The organism is Magnetococcales bacterium, assembly GCA_015231925.1.
Lineage (GTDB): Bacteria > Pseudomonadota > Magnetococcia > Magnetococcales > JADGAQ01 > JADGAQ01.
Map to the genome: position 1 here is coordinate 1 of JADGAQ010000021.1, position 20404 is coordinate 20404.

Sequence of the window (20404 nt, forward strand, 5' to 3'; positions counted from 1 at the left end):
TGGGGGCACGGTCAACAGAAGGTCGAGGTCGGGATTGTGGGCCACGATGGGGGCTGACGAGGTGGTGGTCAGCAGGGTGATTTCGGAGTCGGGAAAGAGCTTGCGCGCCAGTCCGAAGGCCGGCGTGGCCGCAACCAGATCGCCGATGGCGTTGAAATCGACGATCAGGATGCGGTGGCTTGCTGCCGATGGGGAAGAGGGGGATTGGTTCACACGATATCCGATTGACGAATTGGTGTCCGGCTAACGATATTTGTCAACAATGGCTTTCATTTCCGTAATAAAACGCTCCCGCGAAAAGCGTTTGGCCCGTTTTTCACAGGCTTCGCGCATGGAGAGGGCTGTTTCGGGAGTCATGCGGATGACAGCTTCCCTGATCGCCTCGGCAGAGGGGTCGGGTGGCAACAAGATTCCGGTTTCCCCATCCAACACGGTTTCCCGCAAGCCTCCCTCGGCAACGCCGATGACGGGTTTTCCGGCGGCCATGGATTCGACCGGGGAGATGCCGAAGTCCTCATTCTGCGGAATATAGATGGAAGCGAGGCATTTTCCCATCAGATCACGCAGGGTCTCGTCGGATACGGAGCCGGTAAACTGGATATTTGCCGCACCGGCTGCCCGTTGCTTCAGGCTGTCCCATTCCGATCCGGTCGAGACCACGACCAGTCGTTTGTGCGGCATGCCCAGAAAGGCCTGCACAATGCGATCAACCCGCTTCAACGGAACCAGCCGGGCCGTGGAGAGATAGAACTCTTCCTGCTCGATCCAGTGGAAAAGATCGACATCGCAAGGTGGATAAACCACCACCGAGGGTTTTTCGAAAGAGTGTTTCACCCTGTCTTGGATGGTTTCGGAAATGGCGATGATCAAATCGACCTGTTTCACCGCCTGCTCGAAACGCTTGCGCAATCCGGGAAGGACCAGGTGCATGAGGATTCTTTTCCCCCAGGAAGCATTCCGGTAGGTTTGTTGATATTGATCGTAAAAATCGCGTGGCGGGGTATAACAGTACCAAATATTCGGCCCGTTGCGGTGATTGTGGATGGCGAAGAGACAAACCCAGCCGCTGAAGATAATTCTCTGATATGTATTGATGAAACGGGTTCTGTAGCGAAAATACAGAATGAGCATGAGTGTTTTGAACAAGGATGTGGGCAAGCGGCAATCCAGGGTGCGGAAGGAGCAGCCTCCCGGAAGGGATATGTCGAAGCTGTTCCGGTTCAAGGTTCCGCTGAACAGATCGGTTTCCAGTCCGTAAGCCAGGGTGAGGGCCGTGCGTTCTCCGCCTCCCTTGAAGTCGAAGATATCGTGGATGACCAGGATGGGAGACTCGTCGGAGGGTTCGTGAGAGGCGTCATCGAGGGCGTTGTCCGTGGAAGTCTGGGTCATCGGTGCTTTCCGGAAGGATTATTATCCACACCACCTTGTGGCGCTGTCGGGGATGTCGCACGCAGGTGACTGTAGGTCAGAAGAATCACCTGGCGCAAGAGCCGAACATGATGCAACGGATTGAAGGCCCGCAGGCTCATGGCCACCAGCGGCCGTGTTGACGGAAAGAACAGGGGAAAGAGAAAGGTACCCATGGCCTGGGCGATCAGGGTGGCGAATGCGGCCCCCTGCAAACCGTGGCGGGGGATCAGAACCATGTTCAAGGCGAGGCTGGTTACGGCTCTCAACAGGACAAATATCAGATAATAGTTCTGCTTTTGTTTGGTAATGGTCCAGAGATAGGTGGCTTGTCCGACGGCATAAAAGAGTCCGGCCCAGATGTGGATGGACAATACCACTGCAGAAGAGGCGTAGTCGGGGCCAAAGAGCAGTGGAATGACGGTGGGAGCGAGCAGGGAGGTTGGCAGGGCGATGGTGATGCCGGTCAGGGCCAAGGCCACGTAAAGCTCCTGAAGGTGGCTCGCAAAGGCCGCAGGCTGTTTGCTCTCCATTTCGCTCAATTTGGCCAGAAAAGCCGTTGCCAGGATGGCGGGCAGGAAATACCAGGCTTCGGAAACCATGATGGCTGCCGAATAGAGGCCCACGGCCCGGTCATCGAGGAAGTGACGGATGAGAATCTGATCCAGGCGGGAACTGAGGACGAAAAAAAAGGAGGAGAGCCACAGGGGCCAGGATTCCCGCAGCAGGTCGCGGGCCGTATTTCCGTTGAACTGCCAGGCTGAACCGGCGGAGCCGTAGCGGCGATAGGCGATCACCAATCCGGTCGCCCAGACCCCCAGGTCGATGACCAGGACTCCCGAGAAGGCCGCCAGCGGGGCCCCCAGAAGGATCAACAGCAGCTTGGCGGCGTTGGTCGCGCCGGTTGAGGCATGCTTGGCAAAGGCATTGTACTTCATTTTATTGATGGCGGTGAAATAGTCCCCGATCAACAAAAATGGCGTGGTCAGAATACTGAGCGACATGATCAAAATGATGATCCGGAGGGTGTCGTCCTCAATAAACAGGAAAACAAACAGACACAAAACGGCTTCGGAAAAGAGGGCTGCCACCCCCTGCAAGACAAATCCCGTCCCCAGCAGAATGTTGGCCGGAGAAAATACCGCACGGCGACACAGGGGCATTCCCATGCCGAGGACGGAAAATTGTAGAAAGAGCAGCACGAGGCTCAAGGAGTAGTTATAGATACCGTAGTCCGTGGGGGAGAGATAGCGCACCAGAAGCATACCCACGACGATATTCACCAAAATACGCAAGGCTTCCGCCGCCCAGGACCAGACCATGCCGGAAGAGTCGATCCTTCGGGTGAGCGGTTCCTCGTCCATGGTAGCCGTCTCTGAAAGGGTTGTCGGGAAGGTCAAATGGTTCCGGAGGGTGGTTCGTTCCGACCAGGCGGATCGATCAACGGTTGCAGACGCGGTTGATCAAACCGGATCGGAGAGGAGGAAATACCCAACAGGGCCTTGAAGAACGGGGGAAAATAATACCGGAGCGTGGTCGAAAAGAAGACCGTGGTATCCAGCAGGCCCAGGCCGGAACGATGCTTCAGCCAGCCGATGACCAGGCCCGTTCCGGCCAGAGCCAGGAGGGCCGCATGGATCCAGAGATGGTATTGCCAGGAAACGCCCAGTACCATAAATAACGATAGAACGCCAACTGGCGGCACAAAGTGGATCAGCCGGAAGAAGCCATGAAGGCGCACCACTTCCGCCTGGGAGCGTCCGTAGCTGCGCAACATGTTGATCCAGCGGGCGGGGGTATTCACCCGGTGGTGAAACACCCTGGCCTGCGGTTCGAACCAGAGGCGGTAGCCCAGATTTTCCAGTCGCTTGTCGAGTTCCACATCCTCTCCCGGAAAGAGCCCTGGTCGGAATCCTCCCACCTCCAGCAACAGGCGGCGGGGATAGGAGGCGTTGCAGGAGGCATTGTGCAACACCGGGCAGGCTGCGGCATGGGGTTTGACATAGTCTCCCACCAGGCCCACGGCACGGAGATAGCGGTCCACCTTGCGGGCGAAGGGCGGATCCCCGGGATGGCCGAATTGACTGCCGCCGACGCCGCCGAATCGTTCCCCGGCCTTGGCCATATGGTGTTGCACCAGGGAGCGGACCCAGCCGGGGTCGGCCTCGCAATCGGAATCGGTAAAGGCGCAGATCTCCCCTCGGGCCTGAAGGATGCCGAGGTTGCGAGCCGTGGAGGGTCCGCGATTCTCCTGTTGACACAGACGAACCGCCGGAAATTGTCGCACGACTGCCGCCGTTTGATCCGTGGAGCCGTCATCCACTACCACGACTTCCAGGGATTCCGGGGGATAATCCTGGTCCAGCAGGGACTGGATGCAGGGGGCGATACGGTCGGCATCATTGTAGACACAGACGATGACCGAAACCATCGGTGGAGGGGTGGCGAGGGGGAAGCTCATCTTGCGCATCGGTTCAGGAAGACGGGGGTTCGGAAGGGATTATCCCCCCCGACGGGTCCAGGGCAGCGCCCTGGGACTTTCCCTTTTGCCGTTGATACGGTCATGATGCCCGGTGCGGGGTTCTGAACGGTTACCATCACTTTTTGGTGACCAGATAATGGACGAAATTGCGAAAACCCCGCAGCTTGCGGTAGAGGTCTGTTTTGGAGCGCGTGGCCATCAGGAAGCGCCACATGTAGGAGGGGCGGAAATAGAATTGTTTCAGCCCCTTGTCGACATACTCCTCGACCTTGCTTTTGGACAGTCCGGGGTATTCCACCACCGCTGATTGTTCGCCGTCCTCCTGCAGCCACTGGTCCCACCGTTTGGCGCGCAGCAGGTTGTTTTTCTCCAGGATGTCGAAATATTCCGTTCCCGGATAAGGCACGGCGCTGCTGAACTGGACCGTATCCAGAGGATTGCGCAGGGCGAAGTCGATGGTCTCCTGCATGGTGGCTTCGGTTTCGCCCGGCATGCCGAGCACGAAACAGCCATGGACCTGCAGGCCAACCTCTTTGGCGATGCGGATGAACTGTTCCATTTTGGGTACGGCGATCTGTTTGTTCATGCTGTCGAGCATGACCTGGGAGCCCGACTCGAAACCGACCAGCACCAGGCGGCAACCCGCCTCCCGCATGTGGCGCAACAGCGCCGCGTCGGTGACGTCGGCGCGGGAGTTGACCGAAAAGGTGCAGTTCAGTTTGCGGGCGATGATCAGATCACACAGCTTGTGGGCTCGTTGCCGGTTCACCGTGAAGGTGTCGTCTTCGAAGAAGAACTCCCCGTTTTTGACCTCCGGCCAGTTTTTCAGCACCCATTCCATCTCGGCCACGATGCTTTCCGGGGAGCGGAAGCGATATTTGTGGCCGTGCATGACCTGGGGCCAGAGGCAGAACTTGCAGGTATAAGGACATCCCCGCCCCCCGATGACGGTCACATAGGGGTGGAGTTTGCCGCCGTCGAAGTAGTCGTTCAGATCGAGGTGGTTCCAGGCCGGGAAAGGCAACTCGTCCAGATTTTCGATGATGGGGCGGGGTGCGTTGCGCTGGAAGAGGCCTTCTCCATCCAGATAGGCCAGTCCCGGAATGGTCGACAGATCGCGATTTTCGCCGTCCAGTTCATGGGCCACATAATCCCGCACGGTGTATTCGTACTCTCCGACGGCAATGGCATCCACTGCGCCGGCGGCGTTGCGCAGCGTCTCCTCGGGACGACTGGAGCCGTGGGGGCCCACGAAGAGTACCGTGGCGCGGGGGCTCTCCTCCTTGACGATTCTGGCGCAGTCGATGTCGGAATAGATCGAGGGGGTGGTGGTGTCGAGAACCACGACGCGGGGTTGTTTCTGGCGGACGAGTTCGCGCAGCTTCTCCTTGCCCCAGAATTTGGCCGGAAAGTCGTACAATTCGACATCCACCCCGGCTTTTTCGAGAATGGCGGTGGTGTAGGCCAACCAGTCGGGAGCGCGCAGCACCCGGCCACGGGTGCGGGCGGCCCAGCGTTGAGCGCGGTTGAAATTCTCCACGAACGGCTCGTTGATTACCAAAACTTTGTTTGTGTCCATCGAATCCTTCGCCAATGCGTGCCAGGCCTTTTAATGTATTATCTTTTAAGTATCAAAAAAAGAAAATGTTCTATCTTTTGACGTGTTGTTTATTCTTCACTTAGATCGTTCCATATGATTGCTTCGTCGTTTTGCAATCAGTTCTTCGAAAAATAGTCCATCCTCTGGTTTATAATTAAAAAGTCAAAGGACAGAACATTTCCTTTTTTTGATACTAAAAAGATAACAGATTGAAAAGAATCCGTTGTTTTGATTACCGGCGTTTCTTGATGACCATGCCCAGCAGAAAGGATCCGAACAACACGTTCAGTCCCAATACCACCAGGCCCGTCGCCACAAAGGAGAGATGCACCGAATCACCCATGGGTGCATCCACCTCCAGCCAGCGAACCAGCAGGTTCAGGTCGATGCCAAAACCGGTGAGCATCATGACCAGCCCCAGCAACAAGCCCCGATCAACCGAAAAATGAGTGCGCAGCCAGGAGATGAGCCGGTCTTCCAGATGGGGAGACTGACTGACCAGCACCGCTTTGGCGATCAACCCGAGATTGAGAATATTGAACCCCGCCAGGGTGAAGAGCAGACCCATGGCCAGAAAATGGGGCCCCATGAACATCCCGAAGAGGTGGCTCGGGCCCTCGATCAGCAGCGCCTGGAATATAAGACCACAAAGGAAGAGAAAAAATCCCGGCACCAGGTAGAGATAATTGGGAGCGTAGGTCATGATGAAGCTCAAATGACGCCAGCCATCCCGAAAGGTGCGCAGATGCGGTTTGCGGTTACGCTTGTCCGGAAAGAGGTCGATGGGCACTTCTCCCATGCGCACCTTTTCCCGGGCCGCGCGAATGACCATCTCCGTGGCGAATTCCATTCCCTCGGTGGTGGGTTTCATGCGATCGATGGCCTCGCGGGTGAAACCGCGCATGCCACAGTGAAAATCGTAGACGGGAATGTTGTAAAAAAGGGCCGAAATGCGGGAAAGAACCGGGTTGCCCACGTATTTGTGCAGAAAGGGCATGGCGTTGGGGTGGATGGTGCCCTTGAAGCGGTTGCCCATGACAAATTCGCAACCCTCGCGCCACTTGTCGATGAAAGGCTTCAGGTTGCTCCAGTCATAGGAGTCGTCGGCATCGGCCATAATGATGAAACGGCCTTTGGCCCCGCCGATGGCGGCTTGCAGGGCGGCCCCGTAGCCTGGAACCGGTTGATGTACGACCCGGGCGCCCATGCTTTCGGCGATTTCCACGGAGCGGTCGGTGGAGCCGTTGTCGCCCACCACGATCTCCCCGGCAATGCCCAGCTCCCGAAAGGAGCGCCAGATTTTCTCGATGCAGAGGGGCAAGGTCCTCTCTTCGTTCAAGCAGGGCAGGATGGCGGAAACTTCGACAGCGGAATTCAAAGCCGATTCCCCCTAGGTGTATTCAATGGGTCCGATTGGACGAATCCTGAAAATATCCTCCCATGATAGCCGTTGCCGCGCCTTGACGAAAGCGTATTCACGTTTCCCGCCGGCTGTTTCCGGGAGTCCGGCTCATGGTTTGGCGGACGTTTCCCGGAACAGGGCGGCGTTGCGGTCCAGATAGACCGTGCTGAGGCCGTATCGTCCGGCGAAGACCATATTGGGGAACTGACGGGCCAGCAAGGCCTGGTTGGCGGTGGCGCCCCGGTTGGGCAGGTAGATGACCGGGTCGCGCAGGAACGGATCGTTGATCAGCAGGTCCTGCATGTAATAACCGCCTTGCAGGCCCAGAAAGGTGATCTGCCGTTCGCCATCGCGTGACAGCACCGGCGGTCTCTGGGCCAGGTGTTCGCTGAGGAACTGATCCACCTCGTAAGCGCGCAGCCCGTTGCCCAGCAGCAGGCTCAGCAGGCCGAGCAGAGCCAGGCACGGTTTCCAAAGGGGGTTGCGTTTTTCGGCTTCCACCAGAAACAAAGCCCCCAGCAGGGGCAGAATGGCCCAGACGGAGTGGAAATAACGGTTTCCCCAACCATGTCCCTGGCTGAAGGGAATGAAAAAGAACAGGGCGAAGGTCACCAGGGCGGAGGCTGTCAACAGCCGCAGGGGGGAACCTTTGGGAATGAAGCGGATGGCCAGGAGCGCCAGAATCGGCAGTCCCGGAAGGGCCCAGGTGAACAGTTTCAGCAGCTCCATGAAACGAAAACGCAGCGATATGGCGTTCGGCAGGCTGAAGGTGTGGGCCACAATCGCCAGCGGCTGACGGATCAGGAGGTCGGCGAGAGAGAGTTCCTCCGTTGTGGAAGGCAGCCGGAGAGGACCGGGCGGAGGGGGCATGGGAATGGTTCCCCGCAGCCAGTACCAGCCGTAGCCGACCACCAGGGACAACGGCAGATAGCCTCCGATCAGGGCGAGGAGCAGAGCCCATCGTTCCCGCCGCCACGCCAGCCAGACGATCCAGGGCAGGCAGAAGAGCAGGTGCGGCACGGGTTGGTGCAGCACCAGGGCCAAAGAGCCGGCGAGGCCCGCCAGAAAGGCGTGTTTCCGCGTTCCCTGCAGCAGCAGGGCCATGTACAGCAGGTTGAGGAAAAGGTGGGCCGCCATGGAGTAGTAAGAGATGGCGTAGACCCCGAAGACCGGAGAGGCCAGGGTGAAGAGGACCGCCCAACCGGCGGCTGCCGGATGCGGAATGAGCTTGTTGGCCAGATGACGGATCAGCAGCAGGGTGCCCGTGCCGAGCAGGGGATTCAGCAGCCAGGGCAGGCCGAGCTTGACGAACGGAGTGAGCAGCAGCGCCAGGCCCGGCCAGTAGATGGAGACCACCTCCCCGGTGATCGGCGAGGCCTTCAGAAAATAGTTGTTGAAACCCTTGATCACCAGCCAGTCGACCATTTCAGGGGGGAAGAGCCCCGTCAGGCGACCTTCGGCGAAAATTTTGGCCTGGAACAGGGGCACGATCTCGTCCATGGCCAGGGGATGGTTGTGATAGACGAAATAGCTGCCCAGACACAGCGAAACCAGGGTGATCGGAGCCACGGCGGGGTGGCTGCCCAGAAAGCGCAGCAAGTGATCCACCCGGTTCGGGGCCAGCCGGTGTCCGAAAAAGATGCCGATCAGCAGCAGCAGCGCGGCCAGAAAGCCGCCGGGAAGTTCGTGTCGAATGAACTGATGATAGAAAATATCCAGATTGTAAATGGAATCGTATTGGATGGAGAGGGCCATGACGATGGCCGCTTGCGCCAGGATCAGTCCTGGCAAAAGCAGTTGCAGCAGAAGCGGTCGACGCCCGTTTGAGGAGGGTGGGGAGGGGATCTCTTGCGACATGGGGGTTCTCCGCAGGGGAATCGGGGTTGCCGGCGCGTCAGGCCTTGCGGCGTCGGTAGAGCCGCATGGGGTACTCGTCGTCGTAGGCCTTGATCAGGTCGTAGTCTTTGCCCAGCAGAGTCAGGAGAGCTTCTCCCTGGGCGAAGTTGACCAGCATCGACTCCGTACTGCCCCAAATCAGAAGGTAATCGACTTCGCCCCCCCTATTGCGAAAATCGTTCAGTTCGCTTTGGGTGAGGTAGAACTCAATCTTGGAGAAACTCCGATAGGGATTGACGGCGTCCCGATAGGCGATCCAGAAGAGATTGGTGCCCAACTGGAAGGTGGAGAGGTCGATCAACTTGCGGGTGGCTGCCCCACGGGCGGATTGATGTTGCACGGGCGTTGGAAAAAAGGAGGAGGGATGCCAGGGACGCCCGACGGTTTCCACCTTTTGGGCCGATTCGGCCAGGCTGATGTTCAGCGCCAGCACCGTATGATTGGGTTCCATATGTTCGAAAGGCTGCAGGTAGTGGGCGATCACCCGGTCGAAGTTCCGGTACTCCCCGTCCCGCATGTTCAGGGTGACCAGCGCCGCGCCGAGGGACAACAGCGTCAGGGCCAGATTGGCGAAGCGGTTCAGGGGCAGGCTGCCCAGCCACAGCAGCAGGCTGAGATAGACGAAAGGCAACAGGCGGTCGGTGATGAAGATATCGTCCTTGAAGCGAAAAGGCGCCATGAAATAGAGCAGCAGAAAGGCCAGAAAGGCGGCGAGCAGGGATCGGGAAACCAGGGTGTGAACCGGACCGTGACGTCGCAATCCCACCAGGGCCACGATGATCAGCGCCAGGAGGGCCGCCAGATTGACGGCGCTGATCAACATGTTTTCCGCGGTATAGGTCTGGTTGAAGCCGAGGGTGAAGAACTGGTGCAGCCGCTCGATCCAGGGGATGTGCCACTGATAGACGGTATGGGGCGCACGAATACCGGTGTCGGAGAGGACGAAGGCCAACATGAGCATGGCGCCGGGAACGAGGAACAGGGCGAACAGGGCCAGTTCTCTCAGGGAGATGGCTTCTTCCCCGTCACCTGCCGGACGCAACACGCCGGACAAGGTTGCCACCCCGGCAAAGAGGGCCAGGCTACCGGTGGCGAAGGGATGCGTCAGGATGGAGAAGGCGAAGAGCAGGCAGAAGCGCAGCAGCCATTTTATGTGACGCTCCATGGCCCAGCGGATCCACAACCCGGCGCCGAAGAGAAAGAGGCCCAATGAAAAATAGTAATTGTAAAGCCCCAGATGCAGGGTATAGGAGTGGGCCAGGGGCACGGCAAGGCTGACGAAGAGCAGGGGATTGCCGCCAAGGGGGGCCAGGGCGAAGGCCGTGCCGGTGAGCAGCAGGAGGACCATGCCGCTGACCAGGATCTTTTCGGCCTGATCCATGGAGAGGAAGCGCAGGAGGTTTTTCAGGATGAAGTGGGTGAGCTGATTGGGGGTGGGTTTGTTTTCCCGTTGCAGGTAGTAGCGGGCCTTGTCGAAATCGGGGCTGTCGATATCCCGGTCGAGGGTGGCCATGTAGAGATGAACCGGGCCATCCTGGGTGGAGAGGTGGTCGACCCGCCAGAAGAGGGCGATACCGGCGACCAGAACCAGCAGGGTGAGGAGGCGGTAGATCAGGTTCATCTCAGGACTCCTCGAACTCGGTCCCCGGGGTGCGTCCCAGGAGCTCCTCCAGTACCGAGCGGGGCGAGCGGTTTTCGAACAGAATGTGGTAGACGGCCCGGGTGATGGGCATCTCGACGCCCAGCTCTTCCGCCAGTTGGTTGAGGCTTTGGCAGGTGGGCACGCCTTCGGCGACCTCCCGGGTACCGGCCATGATCTCTTGGAGGGACTGCCCCTGACCGAGGCGCAAGCCGACCTGATGGTTGCGGGAGAGGGTGGAGGTGGCGGTGAGGACCAGGTCTCCCAGTCCGGAGAGACCGGCGAAGGTTTCGGGTCGGCCTCCCAGGCGCATGCCCAGGCGCATGGTTTCGGCCAGGCCTCGGGTGATCAGGGCGGCCCGGGCATTTTGTCCGCATTCCAGTCCGTCGGCGATGCCGGCGGCCAGGGCGATGACGTTTTTGACCGCGCCGCCCAATTCCACCCCCACCACGTCGCTGGTGCGATAGGTGCGGAACCAGGGCAGGCGAAACAGCTCCTGAATCTGTTGGGCGAAGGCCAGGGAGCGGCTGGCGATGGCCACGGCGGTGGGCTGTTCGGCCAGGGTCTCCCGGGCGAAGGAGGGGCCGGAGAGAAAACAGAGCCGTTCCTCCCAAGCGGAACCCAGCTCTTCCGCGAAGATTTGCGGCACCAGGGCCCCGCTGCCGGTTTCGATGCCCTTGCTGGCGGCCACGAAGCAGGACTCGGCGTGCAGGTGCGGTTTGATGCGGCGCAGGGTGGGGCGCAAAAAGGGTGTGGGGGTGACCAGGACCAGCAGAGCGTGGTTCTTTACCACCTCCGCCAGATCGGTAGTGGCGTGCAGGTTTTCGGGCAGAAGGAACTCCGAAACGAAGAGGGGATTGCGGTGATTGTTGCGGATGCCGGCGGCCACCTCCTCTTCACGGCACCAGAGGGTGACGGCGGGCAGCTTGCGGGCCAGGACGAAGGCCAGGGCGGTGCCCCAGGAGCCGGCGCCGATGACGGCGGTGGGCAACGGTGGGCTGACGAAGGAGGCAACGGGGCGGCTCATCGGCACGTTTCCATTTATTTTTTCAGTTCAAAACGACATGATAACCCGATGTCTTGGCAAGATCCAACCTTGACGAGGAGAACGACCATGCCGGTCAAAGAGGTGATGGGTCAGGGCCGGGTTCCGGTGAAGATCTATACCCACGATATCGAGGAGGGTGCCCGGAAGCAGTTGGCCAACGTGGCCGCACTGCCGTTTCTGTTTCACCATGTGGCGGTGATGCCGGATGTGCATGTGGGCATCGGCGCGGTGGTGGGGGCGGTGATTCCCACCAAAGGCGCGGTGGTTCCGGCGGCGGTGGGAGTCGATATCGGCTGCGGCATGACGGCGCTGCCCCTCGATTTGACCACGGCGCAACTCGGGGATACGGCGCGGGATATTCGTTTACGCATCGAGGAAGCGGTTCCCCACGGGCGTACCGACAACGGCGGTCGCAACGATCGCGGTGCCTGGGGCGAGCCTCCGCCGGCCATGGCGAACTGGTGGCGGGATCACGGTTTGCAGAGGGCTCTTCCGGAGGTGGTGACGCGCCATCCCGGCTTGTTGGGTCGCCAGACCAACACCCTCAACCACCTGGGCACCCTGGGTACCGGAAACCACTTCATCGAAATCTGCCACGACGAGGCTGAACGTCTGTGGATCATGCTTCACTCCGGTTCACGGGGCATCGGGAATCGCATCGGCACCTACTTCATCGAACAGGCCCGACGGGGCATGGCTCGGGATCTGGCCCGTTTGCCGGATCGGGATCTGGCCTGGCTGACGGAAGGCAGCGAGACCTTCGCCGACTATGTGGCGGCGGTGAACTGGGCTCAGGGTTTCGCCAAGGCCAATCGTCGCTTCATGCTGGAGCGGGTGCTGGATGCGGTGTCGGCGGCGCTGGGCCGGGAGATTCGCCCGGCGGGGGAGGGTATCGACTGTCACCACAACTATCTGGCCCGGGAGGTTCATTTCGACCGTTCGGTGTGGATCACCCGCAAGGGGGCCATTCGGGCGGGGGTGGGAGAGTTGGGTCTGATTCCCGGCTCCATGGGGGCGCGTTCTTTCGTGGTGCGGGGCTTGGGCAATACCGAGTCGTTCTGTTCCTGCTCTCACGGCGCGGGACGGCGCATGAGCCGGAGCGATGCCACGCGCCGTTTCACCCCGGAGGATCTGGAGCGGCAGACGGCGGGGGTGGAGTGTCGCAAGGATCGCCGGGTGCTGGATGAGATTCCGGGGGCTTACAAGGATATCGATCAGGTGATGGCCAACCAGGATGATCTGGTGGAGGTGGTTCACACCCTCAAGCAGGTGGTGTGCGTCAAGGGGTAGGGGGGCCTTTTCGCACTCTGGCCAGGATTTCCCGGCCTTCGTTGCGGATTTCCAGGAGGGTATGGCCGTGCATGGCGCACCAGGCGGGCAGGTCCTGGTGCAGGCCGCGGTCCGTGGCCTGGATGACCAGGATGGCCCCTGGGGGCAGGGGTTTCATGGCGGCTTCCGCCCGGATGAGTGGCAAGGGGCAGAGCAGACGGCGGGCATCGACGAAGGTATCCATCTTTTGACTTTTAATATTTTGTTTTTAAAGTATCAAAAAAAGAAAATGTTCTATCCCTTGACTATAAAAAAGTTTATATAAAAATTATAATAAAAAAGTCAAAACATTTTCTTTTTTGATACTTTAAAAGATAAAATATTGAAAGGCTCAGATATACCACGCCTCCGGGATCTCCTCGGGAAGCAGCGGGGTGACGCTCCGCTCCGTTTCCCCCTCTTTCCCCCGTATGGCCACAGTGACCCGAGCCTCGTTCTTCCCCTTGCCGAAACGGGCGGTGAGACGGCAGGCCAACTCCAGATCCGCCTCCGTGGGCTGACCCTCCACCAGCGCCAGCGGACCCGGAAACTCGGTGGCGTTCAGGGCGAATCGCCCGTTGCGGAAACCCTCCAGAAAAGCGTTCTCCGTCTCGTCCCGCCCCACGATGACCTTGAAATGAGGGGCCGGTCGCAAATGACGCCCCGCTTTCAAAATCAAAATATCCTCCATGGAGTAGTCCCTGACGCCACGCCCCTGCCACAGATCACCCAGACGGCGGGAATAGACCGGGTCGGTCAGGAAACAGCATCCGCCCGCCGGAGCCGGAAAATCGGTGATGCCGAAACGACGCGCCATCTCGAACTGGCCGTAGCGTCCGCGCCCGTGCAACGCCCCCAGCCGTTCCCGATCCACCCAGCCGCGCAACTCCGGTTCCGTGGGCAACAGCCGCTTGGCGCACAGTGGTCGCAACAACCACTCCCCCGCCCCGGAATGCTTCTGGATGAAAGGCAGATTGGCCCGGCGCTGACTCATGGGACGCTGGCCCACCACCTCTCCGGTGAAGATGAAGTGAAAACCCATCTCCCGCGCCATCTCCCAGGCCTTTTGAACCATGAAGATCTTGCAGTCGAGACAGGGATTGAGATTCTTGCCGTAGCCGTGGCGCGGGTTGGTGACAATGCGCACATAGTCTTCGGCGATATCCACCAGATGCAGGCGAATGCCCAGAAGTCGCGCCGCGTGCAAAGCGTCGTTGCGCGGCGGAGCCACCCCCTCCTCCGGATTGCGCAGGCTGCCCGTGTGGGCCTGAATGCAGAATCCGGTAGAAAAGTTGACCCCCTCCACCTGAAGACCCTGCTCCAGAAGCAGCCGCGAGGCCAGAATGCTGTCGAGTCCCCCGGAAAGCAGTCCCAGGGCTCGAATGGGTTCGGAAGACATGGGAATCAATCCTGTTGTTTCAGCCAGCGGGCGGCGTCACGGGCATGATAGGTGAGGATGAGATCGGCTCCCGCCCGGCGGAAAGAGGTCAGGGTTTCCAGAACCACCCGTTTTTCGTCGATCCAACCGTTGGCCGCCGCCGCCTTGACCATGGCGTATTCGCCGGAGACGTTGTAAACCGCCACCGGGCAGTCGAAGCGTTCCCGAACATCCCGAACGATATCCAGATAGGGCAGTCCCGGCTTGACCATCACCAGATCGGCGCCCTGTTCGATATCCAGCGCCACCTCCCGCAACGCCTCCCGGCGATTGGCGGGATCCATCTGATAAGCTCGGCGATCTCCGAAACGGGGAGTACTCTCCGCCGCGTCCCGGAAGGGGCCGTAATAGGCCGAAGCGTATTTGGCGGCATAGGAGAGAATGGCCACCTGGGAGTGCCCCGCCCGGTCCAGACCGCTGCGAATGGCCTGCACCATGCCGTCCATCATGCCCGAGGGAGCCACCATGTCGACCCCCGCTTCGGCGTAGGAGAGCGCCGACCGGGCCAGATTGGCCAGAGTGGCGTCGTTGTCCACCTCGCCCTGATGCAGCACGCCACAATGGCCGTGATCGGTGTATTCGCAGAAACAGGCGTCGGCCACCAGATAGAGTTCGGGCAGCTCGCGACGAAAGGCCCGCAGGGCGCGCTGAATGATGCCCTCGTCCGAAAAGGCGTCGCTACCCTCGGCATCCTTGCTTTCGGGTATCCCGAAGAGAATGACCGAGCGCACCCCCAGTTCCAGGAGTTCGGCGGCCTCCTCGACGGCCTGGTCGATGGAGAGCTGATGGACGCCGGGCATGGAGGAGACCTCCCGACGTATCTTGCTGCCCGGAACGATGAACAGGGGCAGCATCAGGTTTTCCGCGCGGAGCTGATTTTCGCGAACCATCTCCCGAATGGCGCCGCTGCGGCGCAGACGACGGGGACGACGCGGCATGGAGAAATCGATCATGACGAACCCACCGGTTGTAACGTCGAGAACAGACCCGGATGATGTCACGGAGAAGGCTTCCCGGCAACGGCGCACGGCGAGGGAACGCTCACGAAACTGTTTTTTGTCCCCTTTCGAAAATCCGTGCTAACGGACACTTCTGAATGTATAAAATGTCGAGTCGGTATGGTCGGTTGGGCGAAGGGCTGAAGCCGAATTCATTCGCTGTCATGGGGCAGGTCGCATGGCGACACACAAGGACACTTCCGGAAAAGCGTTTCGGGTCGGAAATCGCATCGAGGTCATGGCTAAAAGCGATGTCGGCCTGGTACGCACCCTCAACGAGGATACCTTCCTGGTGGATCCGGGAATCGGCCTCCTGGTGGTGGCCGACGGCATGGGTGGACACGACGCCGGTGAGGTGGCCAGCGCCAAGGTGGTGGAGGTCATCGCCGGTTTTCTGAAGGATCCCGTCTCCCTGCGGGACCAACACGCCCAGGAATTGAATCAGGACGAGGATACCGCTCCCCAACCCACCATCGTCAACGAAACCCGGGATCTGGGCAGGATGGTGCAATCCAGCGCCAATCTGGCCGTGATCCGGGATGCCGTCACCCTGGCCAACTCCCAATTGTACGCCATGAACCAGAAAAGCGGTTACCGGGAAGGCAGCGGCATGGGCAGCACGGTGGTCGGCTTCTGGATGCCCGAAGGCAAGACCGAACCCGTCGTCTTCCACGTCGGAGACAGCCGCCTTTACCAGTTCCGCAGAGGCAAACTCCGCCAGGTCACCCTGGACCACTCCATGTATCAACACTGGAAGGATATGGGAGGGCGCGGTCAACCCCCCGCCAGCAATATCCTGCTCCAGGCCATGGGGCCCGTCGAGGATGTCTCTCCGGAGGTGCGCTTCTTCTCCATCGAAAAAGGGGATGTGCTGCTGTTGTGTTCCGACGGACTGAGCGGCATGGTTCCGGACGAAAAGCTGGCCGAACTCATGGCCACGGTTCATGCGGACGCACTGGAAAAGGCTCTGGATACCCTGATAGACCAGGCCAAGAAACAGGGGGGTAAAGATAATATTACCGCGATTTTGGGGTATGTGACCGATTGAACCCTCCCAGGGAGCGGATCGGAGCCATCGGGGGGCAGATTCGGAAGTGTCGGGGAAGTCGATCCCGGATGTTTCCGGAAGATGGAGGAGACCATGAGAGAACAGACACGACTGGCAATCATGTTTGCCGATATTGCCGGATCCACCCAGATCTACGAGAAGCTGGGGGATGCCAAGGCCCGTGAGATCACCTCGCGTTGCATCGAGGTGCTGTCGGAGACGACGGAGCGTTACGGGGGGCGGGTGATCAAGACCATCGGCGACGAGGTGATGTGTACTTTTCCCGATGCCAGCGAAGCCGCTCGCGGCGCCATCGACATGCAGGAGCAGGTGTCGGAACTGGGCACCGAGCTGGGCTACGCCCTGAAGATCCGGGTGGGTTTCCACTTCGGCGAAGTCATTCAGGAGATCGAACGCCGCAAGGTGGATGTTTTCGGCGACGCGGTCAATCTGGCGGCGCGCATGGCGGCCCAGGCCAAAGGGGACCAGATCATGACCACCGGAGAAACGGTGGAAATGCTGGCCGGCGATCTTCAGGAAAATACCCGCTTCATCATCTCCACCACCGTGAAGGGCAAGACCAAACCGGTGGAGATCTTCGAATTGACCTGGGGCGAAAAAGAGGAGCTGACCATCATGGGCGGCTTCGGCACGGCGGCTACGCCGGCGGCCCCTCAGGCCAAACTGACCGTCTCCTTCGAGAATCAAAGCACCGATGTCACCGAGGACAAACCCTCCATCACCCTGGGAAGGGCCAATACCAATCATCTGTGTGTGCCCAGCCCCATGTCTTCGCGGGTGCATGCCAAGATCGAACACCGGCGCGGCAGCTTCTTCGTCGTGGATCAGAGTACCAACGGTACCTATCTGATGACGGAAGAGGGTGAGGAGATCTTCGTACATCGGGACGAACGGCGTCTGGTGGGGGAAGGTCACATCGGCCTGGGTCAGAAAACCGGTCCCAAGGATCCCATGGCCATTCGCTACGTTCTCAAGGCGTGAGGGGGAAAAGAAGATTTTGGCGAGGGAGTTGCAAAACTCCCTCAGCCAAGTTGGGGGATATTTTAATTCTTTAGACTTTTAATATGTTATCTTTTAAGTATCAAAAAAAGGAAATGTTCTATCTTTTGACTTTGTCCTTAAGCGGCTTTCCCCTGGGAGAGGGGTGCTGAACAGATACGAAAAGTCAAAAGACGGAACATTTCCTTTTTTTGATACTTAAAAGACAACACATTGAAAGTCAAAAGATTTAATCAGGCTTCGCCCTCTTCCCCCTCGTCGCCGCCACCCCTGGAATAGGCGATCACCCGGTTGCGTCCCCCTTCCTTGGCCTGATAAAGGGCACTGTCGGCGTGCTTGGCCACTTCCCAGATGCTCTCGCCATTCTGGGGAAAACGGGCCAGCCCGATGGAGAGGGTCTTGCGCAATACCCCTCCCGAGATGGGAATCTTCAGTTTTTCCACCGCCAGACGGATCTTCTCAGCCATGCGCGGTCCGAAGAAGCCCTCCGTCTCCTGCAGAATGACCATGAACTCCTCACCACCGTAACGAATGACCAGATCCGAAGAGCGAATCTGATCGGCAATGGCCTTGGACACGGTTTTGAGAACGATGTCGCCCGCTTCGTGGCCAAAGGTGTCGTTGACCTGTTTGAAATGGTCGATATCCAGCATCAGAATGGTCAGTTGCGAACGGTTGCGCTTGGTGCTGGCCACCAGGGTATCGACGTACTCCTCCAGGAAGCGTCGGTTGTGCAGACCGGTCATGGGATCCCGCAAGGCCGATTCCCGCAGGGTGTCCATGAGACGGCGGGCTTCGACCACCGAGGCGGACTCCCTCAGATAGACCTGAACGAAGGGCAGCATGCGTTGCATCAGACTGGCATGAGAGGCCTCGATGAGAAGCTGCACCACGTTGCCCACCGCGCCGGAGTGGATGACGGGGATGCAAATATGCACCAGATTGAGATCGAGCGGGTTGCGGAACTGGTTGCAGAGATGCGGATGTCCCGTGGAATCGATCATGTGCCCGGTACGCTGCGCCCGACACAAATCGGCCTGGAAGAGAATCTCCGGCTGGCACCAGCCACAGGGGGCATCCATCTGCCCGTCCACGACCATGGCCTTCATATGGTTGTGGGAGGCGGCCACTTCGTAAAGGGTGAACCGCTTGATGCCGAACTGATCGGTGAGGATGCGGGAGAGGCGGGAGTAAACCTCCAGCTTGTTGTGATCCTCCTCGATGGATTGTTTGAACTGGGAAACCTCGACCAGAATATCGACGATGTCCGTGGTGACGGAGAGCAGATTGGTATTTCCCTCCACCTTGTATTGCATCAGCTTGGCAACGTCTTGGGAAATGGTGCCGAGACTCTTCTGTAAATGCCCCATCAGGGTGTTGAGATCCTGGGCAATCTGCCCCACCTCGTCGTGACCGCTGTATTCGATGCGTCCGGAGAAGTCCCCGTCGCGCGCCCTGGCCACAACACCCTGCACCCCCTGGGCGGTGGTGACCACGGCGTGGATCTGGCTGCGAAAGAGCCAGGTGAAGAAGATGGCGAAAAAGGCCACGACCCCCGTCATGGCCAGCATGGTCAACAAGGCCTTGGATTGAATCTGGGCCAGGGAAAGCTTGATGGTGATGGCGCCCAACACCGTGCGGTTGGCCACCTGATGGCAGGCCAGACAATTGGGCGTGCCCCGGTTGGAGGCGACGAAGGGAACCGTGCCCCGGAACACCGGCGCATCGAACTCATTGGAAAGGGAGAAGGAGGCCTCTCCGGAAAAAAGCACCTCCTGCTCGACATCGTCGATCTTCTGTTCGGCATCCAGACCCGGACCGAACTGGCGAATGACCTCGGGACCCCGCACCACCCGTGCCTGCAGCAGGCCTTCCACTTCCGCGAGGCGGATGAGAAAGTTTTCCCGATTCTGAATGACGCCGTTGATCATGGATTCGGTCAGACTGACCCGTACCACCTCCGCCAGGGAACGGACCTGCTCCTGGGCGGTGGCGATGGAAAACTGGCGGAAGGAGAAGAGGCTGACGGAGATCAACACCACCATCAAGGCCCCGGAGAGGCCCAGAATCAGCAGAGTTGTCTTGGTCTTGAGGCCGATGTGTTTCAGTTTGGCAAGCAGGAAACGGGTTTCCGACACGAGCAGTGCCTCGCGAGGCAGAAGGGTTATCCATCGGGACTGGTGTAACACGGTGCGTCGCGAAAATCAAACGGCAAACCCATGTTTCAATCAGGGATTTGTCCACAGTTGCAGCATACGTTCGGCCTCCATGGCATGCAGACGTTCGACCAACTGGCCGTCGACGACGCAGATCTCTCCACCGTTTTCGCGAGCATTCCGCCATGATGAGAGTATCCTCCTCGCCTTTTCAAGGAATTCTTCGGGGGGGCGGAAGGTTTGATTGGCGGGTTCGATCTGGGAAGGGTGAATGAGGGTTTTGCCATCGAACCCCAGCTCCACTCCTTCCTGACACTCCCGAAGAAAACCTACTGCATCGTCGAGGTAAAGCCAAACGCCATCGAGAATGCGACGCTCTTCCGCCCTGGCGGCCAGAATGGTTTGTTGCAGGGCCAGGCGCAGCCCGTCGCGGTTTTTGTTCGAGGGCAGATGCAAGTCGCGACGCAGATCGGAGGTGCCCATGACCAGACAGCTCACTCCGGGATGAGCGGCGATTTCGTGGGCGCGGAGAACCCCTTTGGGGGACTCGATCATGGGCCAGAGGGGCAGGGAGGGGTCGATGGCGGCGGAAAGACGCTCCAGTTCGGCGGCCGATTCGACTTTGGGAATGACCAGGGCATCGGGTCCGCCGGGGAGAACGGCCTCCAGATCCGCCTGCCAGAGGGCGGAGCGCAGGTCATTGATGCGCACCATCCATTGCTGGGAAGTCTTGCGGGGCGATTGCAGAAGATGGTGAATCTGCTGGCGACCCAGCGGTTTGGCCTCGGGGGCGACGGCATCCTCCAGATCCAGAATGAGGGCGTCGGCGGGCAGACGTTGCGCCTTGTCCAGCAGCTTCGCGTTGGAGCCGGGTACGTACAGAACGGAACGGATGGGGCGCATGTCAAACTCCTGCAGGTGGCTTGACCACGGGAGGCGGCTGGTCAAAGATGAAGGTGCAT

17 protein-coding genes are annotated in these 20404 nt (G+C 59.5%); 3 read left to right on the forward strand and 14 right to left on the reverse strand.

Annotation, left to right across the window (positions count from 1 at the left end; translation table 11 throughout):
* From HQL56_04265 to HQL56_04305, 9 genes are all read right to left on the reverse strand, one after another.
* Positions 1–213, reverse strand: a 213-nt coding sequence (locus HQL56_04265; protein MBF0308726.1) for a hypothetical protein, incomplete at its 3' end; no start/stop codon positions are given.
* 30 nt (positions 214–243) lie between these two features.
* Positions 244–1389 (reverse strand): glycosyltransferase, encoded by a 1146-nt coding sequence (locus HQL56_04270; GenBank protein MBF0308727.1) that lies wholly within the window; start codon positions 1387–1389, stop codon positions 244–246.
* A complete protein-coding gene (locus HQL56_04275; protein ID MBF0308728.1) occupies positions 1386–2771 on the reverse strand; it encodes a flippase in 1386 nt (461 codons plus the stop codon). The genes HQL56_04270 and HQL56_04275 overlap by 4 nt, the downstream gene beginning before the upstream one ends.
* 32 nt (positions 2772–2803) lie before the next feature.
* Positions 2804–3868, reverse strand: coding sequence for a glycosyltransferase (locus HQL56_04280; protein MBF0308729.1), 1065 nt, complete (start codon positions 3866–3868; stop codon positions 2804–2806).
* A 136-nt stretch (positions 3869–4004) separates the two neighbouring features.
* Positions 4005–5468 (reverse strand): radical SAM protein, encoded by a 1464-nt coding sequence (locus HQL56_04285; GenBank protein MBF0308730.1) that lies wholly within the window; start codon positions 5466–5468, stop codon positions 4005–4007.
* A gap of 253 nt (positions 5469–5721) precedes the next feature.
* Positions 5722–6867: a glycosyltransferase family 2 protein gene (locus HQL56_04290; GenBank protein MBF0308731.1), complete on the reverse strand. Its 1146-nt coding sequence runs from the start codon at positions 6865–6867 to the stop codon at positions 5722–5724.
* A 132-nt stretch (positions 6868–6999) separates the two neighbouring features.
* A complete protein-coding gene (locus HQL56_04295; protein MBF0308732.1) occupies positions 7000–8748 on the reverse strand; it encodes a hypothetical protein in 1749 nt (582 codons plus the stop codon).
* A gap of 37 nt (positions 8749–8785) precedes the next feature.
* Positions 8786–10408 carry a hypothetical protein gene (locus HQL56_04300; protein MBF0308733.1) on the reverse strand — a complete coding sequence of 541 codons (1623 nt, stop codon included), beginning with the start codon at positions 10406–10408 and terminating at the stop codon, positions 8786–8788.
* A 1-nt stretch (position 10409) separates the two neighbouring features.
* Positions 10410–11453, reverse strand: a complete 1044-nt coding sequence (locus HQL56_04305) for an NAD(P)-dependent glycerol-3-phosphate dehydrogenase (protein MBF0308734.1) — start codon at positions 11451–11453, stop codon at positions 10410–10412.
* Positions 11454–11558: 105 nt separating this feature from the next.
* Here HQL56_04305 and HQL56_04310 point away from each other — a divergent pair, with 105 nt between their 5' ends.
* Positions 11559–12764 carry an RtcB family protein gene (locus HQL56_04310; GenBank protein ID MBF0308735.1) on the forward strand — a complete coding sequence of 402 codons (1206 nt, stop codon included), beginning with the start codon at positions 11559–11561 and terminating at the stop codon, positions 12762–12764.
* On the opposite strand, the gene HQL56_04315 is transcribed toward HQL56_04310, so the two are convergent.
* The 3 genes from HQL56_04315 to hemB form a co-directional block, all read right to left on the reverse strand.
* Positions 12754–12987, reverse strand: coding sequence for a sulfurtransferase TusA family protein (locus HQL56_04315; GenBank protein MBF0308736.1), 234 nt, complete (start codon positions 12985–12987; stop codon positions 12754–12756). The two genes, HQL56_04310 and HQL56_04315, sit on opposite strands and share 11 nt — an antisense overlap.
* A 147-nt stretch (positions 12988–13134) precedes the next feature.
* Positions 13135–14181, reverse strand: coding sequence for a tRNA (5-methylaminomethyl-2-thiouridylate)-methyltransferase (locus tag HQL56_04320; protein ID MBF0308737.1), 1047 nt, complete (start codon positions 14179–14181; stop codon positions 13135–13137).
* Positions 14182–14186: 5 nt separating this feature from the next.
* Positions 14187–15173: a porphobilinogen synthase gene (gene hemB / locus HQL56_04325; GenBank protein ID MBF0308738.1), complete on the reverse strand. Its 987-nt coding sequence runs from the start codon at positions 15171–15173 to the stop codon at positions 14187–14189.
* A 283-nt stretch (positions 15174–15456) separates the two neighbouring features.
* Here hemB and HQL56_04330 point away from each other — a divergent pair, with 283 nt between their 5' ends.
* Complete coding sequence (locus HQL56_04330) at positions 15457–16266, forward strand: serine/threonine-protein phosphatase (GenBank protein ID MBF0308739.1); 810 nt, start codon at positions 15457–15459, stop codon at positions 16264–16266.
* Positions 16267–16359: 93 nt separating this feature from the next.
* Entirely contained in the window at positions 16360–17268 is a 909-nt protein-coding gene (locus HQL56_04335) for an adenylate/guanylate cyclase domain-containing protein (GenBank protein MBF0308740.1), read from the forward strand.
* Between the two features lie 251 nt (positions 17269–17519).
* On the opposite strand, the gene HQL56_04340 is transcribed toward HQL56_04335, so the two are convergent.
* Both HQL56_04340 and HQL56_04345 read right to left on the reverse strand, forming a co-directional pair.
* Positions 17520–19424: a diguanylate cyclase gene (locus HQL56_04340; protein MBF0308741.1), complete on the reverse strand. Its 1905-nt coding sequence runs from the start codon at positions 19422–19424 to the stop codon at positions 17520–17522.
* Between the two features lie 90 nt (positions 19425–19514).
* A complete protein-coding gene (locus HQL56_04345) occupies positions 19515–20345 on the reverse strand; it encodes a CoA ester lyase (protein ID MBF0308742.1) in 831 nt (276 codons plus the stop codon).
* Positions 20346–20404 lie beyond the last annotated feature (59 nt).